Here is a 3,954-nt window from a genome sequence, read left to right as displayed (position 1 = left end):
GAAATGATTACTCCGCATATTGGAGCTTGGAAGGAGCGTGCCACGGCGGAGAAAATTATAGTGCGAAAAGAAGCGGGAATACATATCAGGGCGACAAATTCATTTTCGAGTGGCACGAGGTTCAGTAGCGGCCATCGCGCGGCGCAAGGCGATCTATGAGGAATTGCACCCAGAGACGAAGCACGGGGCAAATCAAGACGGGCCGTGTCGCCAATTTGGCGAGACGGAAACTAACAGGTTCACTGCGGCCACTGCATCAGCCACCGGAAAGCCAGAGCGCAATATCCAGCGTGCCGCCGCGCGTGGCGAAGCCCTTGGCGACGACCTGAACGCCATCGCCGGAACGTCACTCGACAAAGGCGTTGAACTAGATGGACTGGCGAGGGGGCTGGCAGGACAGCAATCCAAATTTAAAGGCGCCCGGATAAGTTTTCGCCGACCCGCTCGACGATCTCTGCAAACGCTCGGCTGGTCCCATCCTTGAGAATGATGACAGGATAGGAGCTGCTGTAACCGCCAGATGGCACTCCATAGCCGCCAGCGATATCGTACGCGAGGAGACCAGAAGGCTGATAACCCATATGCGTTGTATCGCAAGCCCTGGTTAGTTCGCGATGTTTTGCTGCAAACGCGATCTCTTGAATCCATTTCAACTCGTCAAAATCCGGCTTTTTGGGATCCTTGCCGCGTTCAACGCAAATCCATTCCCACAGATTCCAGAGTGACTGAGCTACGTGCGCCGATGTTCGGGGGGAAATCGCCATTCGAAAATCTTCGAGATCGGGGCGCGTAATCAAGTTCCAATAGTCTCGCGCGGAATACGTGCCGAAATTGAATATTTTAATCGGCGGCGCCATCAACCAGAAACCCGCTTTGAAAGCCTCACCCCCGCCCCGCTTCCGTTTTCCGGGATGAATTCGGCGCCAGCGGCCTCAAGGGCGGCTTGTATGGCCTTGAGCGTCGATGCCTTCGGATCGGTTGCGCCGCTTTCAATGTTATTTAGGCCGGTCTTGGAAATGCCGGCGAGCGCCGCCAATTCCGCCTGGGTGAGGCCGAGCATGGCGCGAGCGCCGCGAATTTGTTGTGACGTGATCATGAATTATTTTTACATTGTAATTGATTTTTTATCAAGCGCGCTTGACAAACAGAACGGTTGATATAAATTCAAGCGCACTGGATCAAATGACAACCGCCGCAAGGCTACGCCCGAAATCATCGTTTCGGCGAGCGCCTGAGGCTTGCCTAAACCGGAGCCGCCGTCATGAAAATTCAAATCTCGCATCTCTTCTGCGATCCGCAACTCAAGGCGATTTTCGCCGCAGCCGAGCGCGACCAAGGCCAGGAACCGGCGGCGGCCGTGCGCAAGCAGCCCAAGCCGAAGCTGTCCGGCGGCGCCGCTCGCCGCGTCCGCGAACTCGTGGACGCATGAGCTGTTGCTTTAACCGCTCGCCGAAATTGGCGAACGAAAACTCTGCACGATGAAAGGAAATGACATGTCGAAAAAGACCATTTCGGCGAGCGCTACCGGCTTGCCTGCTTCCGACCCGATTTTTAAGGCCCTGGACAAATTCCGCCGCGCCAAAGCCTCCTATGACGAGGCCGAGAAAGCCCGGAAGGAGATCGAAAGCGCCAATACGAAGGTGGCCTTTCCCTTTAAATTCCGCGCCACGATGGGCGGGGAAACGAAAGTGGTTTCCTTCCGCACTGAATTGACCGAATGGCTCAAACCTTTCGCGCCAGATTACGGCGAGGCAGGCGTCCGTGAAATCGCCGTCCTCGCTGAAAAGTTCTATGGCGTCAAACTTCCCGCCCGTCCTGCTGTCGATCCTGAAAAGGTGGAAAAGTGGAAGGCAGACATCGCCGCCATCCTCGCGGCCTTCGATCAGGCGAAAAAGGAATATGACGACGCGAGCAAGGCGGCGGGCCTCGACGCGGCGAGAAAGCACGTAGACAGGGCGTGGACGGCTTTCGACAAGGCCGAAGCCGCCGTGCTGAAAACCCGACCGACGACGCCAGCGGGCGGCGTGGCCTTGGTACAATTCTGCGCCGAATATCTGGCTCGGTACGACGCTTGCGATGACGTCGCGGCGGCCTTGGTCAATGCCATGATCGCTCTTTCATCTGGCGCCGAGATCATCATTTCCCAACGGCTCGCGTCCGCCTACGCCCATGGCTGGATGGAAAATAAAGCCAAGACCGACCTTCCGCGCGAGCTGGTGGAATCCTATCACACGTGGCTGTTCCACGAATTCAGAGCCTTGGGGGACGAGCTGTCGCCCGAAGGCCGCAATCGTCGCGGCGACTTCGTATGGGTCAACAACGCCGGCGATCGATTCCACTGGGGAACCTATGGAGAGCCGCCCAGGCCCTTGCCTTCGACGCGCGCGGCAGCGGTTTTGGCTGCGGTCGGTATCGAGGATTGGAAACGCGAGGCAGGAAAATGAGCGAGCCTCGCTGCTTCATCGAATTCCGGCCCGGAATGCGCCGCCTTATAAGCTGAGCAATTTAGGTGAACGCTTAAGGTTGACAATTGTTTGTCAGCGCCTGTGGCTTCTCTGTCATATCCAGCCATCGTTCGCCGTGCAAAGAATAAACCCGGATGTGGAAAAACCGCATCCGGGGCCAAGACGGGACATACTGCACACACGCGATGGCCAATCTCGACTAACCCGCGCAGGCGCACTTGGGGGGCAGTGTTCGCTTGCGCGGGTTTATCTGACAATGACATTTCTTGGTTAATTCTTCCACTACGCTTGTCGAAAAGGCGTGTCACAGATAATTTTGCGATGCGGAATCAATTCGCGTCTGATTTTTGTGCGAAGTTTCTACGATAAGCTTTAGCTTAACGTGCTTTGGCTTAGGTGTTTGATCGCCAAGCCTTTCACAAAATTTTCATGTATGGGGATCGGCTTGATATTGCATCGCAATGGGAGCGGTGTAGCCTGAATATCGCCTGAGTCGTTAGCTCCCGACGACGATGCTCCGCCTCCTCATCGGAGGCGGTTTTTTTATGGACACGATGGCGCAAAATCGGTCGCTGAACGGAGCTCGCTTGGTTGAGCGAATCGCCGGAGCGGTCGATTGAATTGGCTTTAGCGCCGCCAAATCAAACCATAAATCTCTCGACGCTCTATGACCTGGGCATCGGGGCCTTCGATCCGAAGAACCTCGCAGCCTTGAGACAGCAATGAGCGCAGAAAGCTCGGAGCGCTCCGGGGACTATCATTTTGGGAAATGGCCATGCGCGGCGCGCCCGCCCTTGCGGCCTGCGTTCCTCGCCAAAGCATGGTCCTTGGAGAAGCTTCTGTGGTTAGGATTGACGCTAAGGCCGCCTTTGTGGCCAGCCTCGGCAGCCAGTTGAGGGTTTTGTGAAAAACTGCGCTTCTCGCTCGGTACGCTTTTCCCGCCTTTGCGCGCTATGGCGCGTTGCTTTTCTGGATCCATGGATGCAAAGCCGCGTTTGGACTTGCTTGGATGCATTTCCATCTCCGTCTCCTGATCTGGCCGCATTGGCAGGAATGCGCGATGCGCCTCTACGTTGGTCGATGGTCGAAAACAAGAAATGAGAAAGGTATCCCGTTCCCAAACGGTCCATCATTAATTCGTGATGCCGGACCTCAGGGTGTTCCCGAACATCGGAAATTGCGCCGGTTCAGGTGCGAAGAGTGCGGATCGACGCAGGCGGTCGTGACGCCGGACTGGCGCGAGTACAATGCCCGGCATGGGCCGAATGTGAGGGTACGGGCAGCTGAGGGATAAGGACCCGATGTTTTATTTCGCTTTGTCGCCCTTGTGATCAGGAGCGCCGGCCTCGCTCGGCTGGGTCATCGACGGCGGATCGCTTGCCGGGAACGAATCTTCCAGCTCCCGCTCGAGCTCTTCGTCCGCCTCGTCATGCTTCCGCTTTTCGTCGGTCTCGGATTTGGCTTTCCCGATCATTCCAACCTCCTCGCC

7 protein-coding genes are annotated in these 3,954 nt (G+C 56.6%); 3 read left to right on the top strand and 4 right to left on the bottom strand.

The features are described from left to right. Positions 1-410: 410 nt before the first annotated feature. Both ACLP2E_RS17700 and ACLP2E_RS17695 read right to left on the bottom strand, forming a co-directional pair. Entirely contained in the window at positions 411-857 is a 447-nt protein-coding gene (locus ACLP2E_RS17700; protein WP_442461133.1) for a hypothetical protein, read from the bottom strand. Next, positions 857-1,096 (bottom strand): helix-turn-helix transcriptional regulator, encoded by a 240-nt coding sequence (locus ACLP2E_RS17695; protein ID WP_442461132.1) that lies wholly within the window; start codon positions 1,094-1,096, stop codon positions 857-859. The genes ACLP2E_RS17700 and ACLP2E_RS17695 overlap by 1 nt, the downstream gene beginning before the upstream one ends. A gap of 165 nt (positions 1,097-1,261) precedes the next feature. Here ACLP2E_RS17695 and ACLP2E_RS17690 point away from each other — a divergent pair, with 165 nt between their 5' ends. The 3 genes from ACLP2E_RS17690 to ACLP2E_RS17680 all read left to right on the top strand — a co-directional run bounded on the left by ACLP2E_RS17690 (position 1,262) and on the right by ACLP2E_RS17680 (position 3,191). After that, the gene (locus ACLP2E_RS17690) at positions 1,262-1,429 is read left to right on the top strand and encodes a hypothetical protein (RefSeq protein ID WP_442461131.1); all 168 of its coding nucleotides are present in this window, start codon (positions 1,262-1,264) and stop codon (positions 1,427-1,429) included. Positions 1,430-1,493: 64 nt separating this feature from the next. After that, positions 1,494-2,444 (top strand): hypothetical protein, encoded by a 951-nt coding sequence (locus ACLP2E_RS17685; RefSeq protein ID WP_442466689.1) that lies wholly within the window; start codon positions 1,494-1,496, stop codon positions 2,442-2,444. Between the two features lie 612 nt (positions 2,445-3,056). Further along, positions 3,057-3,191 carry a hypothetical protein gene (locus ACLP2E_RS17680; protein ID WP_442466688.1) on the top strand — a complete coding sequence of 45 codons (135 nt, stop codon included), beginning with the start codon at positions 3,057-3,059 and terminating at the stop codon, positions 3,189-3,191. 31 nt (positions 3,192-3,222) lie between these two features. On the opposite strand, the gene ACLP2E_RS17675 is transcribed toward ACLP2E_RS17680, so the two are convergent. Then, the gene (locus ACLP2E_RS17675) at positions 3,223-3,486 is read right to left on the bottom strand and encodes a KGG domain-containing protein (protein WP_442466687.1); all 264 of its coding nucleotides are present in this window, start codon (positions 3,484-3,486) and stop codon (positions 3,223-3,225) included. Between the two features lie 285 nt (positions 3,487-3,771). After that, positions 3,772-3,954 (bottom strand): hypothetical protein (locus ACLP2E_RS17670; RefSeq protein WP_442466690.1); only part of this gene is annotated, 183 nt, incomplete at its 5' end.

Source organism: Rhodoblastus sp., assembly GCF_052145335.1.
GTDB lineage: Bacteria > Pseudomonadota > Alphaproteobacteria > Rhizobiales > Beijerinckiaceae > Rhodoblastus.
This window is presented reverse-complemented; position numbering and strand designations above follow the sequence as displayed.

Coding starts and splice junctions, on each gene's coding strand:
- ACLP2E_RS17695 (WP_442461132.1), bottom strand. CDS start 1,096: ATGATCACGTCACAACAAATTCGCGGCGCTCGCGCCATGCTCGGCCTC.
- ACLP2E_RS17690 (WP_442461131.1), top strand. CDS start 1,262: ATGAAAATTCAAATCTCGCATCTCTTCTGCGATCCGCAACTCAAGGCG.
- ACLP2E_RS17700 (WP_442461133.1), bottom strand. CDS start 857: ATGGCGCCGCCGATTAAAATATTCAATTTCGGCACGTATTCCGCGCGA.
- ACLP2E_RS17675 (WP_442466687.1), bottom strand. CDS start 3,486: ATGGAAATGCATCCAAGCAAGTCCAAACGCGGCTTTGCATCCATGGAT.
- ACLP2E_RS17685 (WP_442466689.1), top strand. CDS start 1,494: ATGTCGAAAAAGACCATTTCGGCGAGCGCTACCGGCTTGCCTGCTTCC.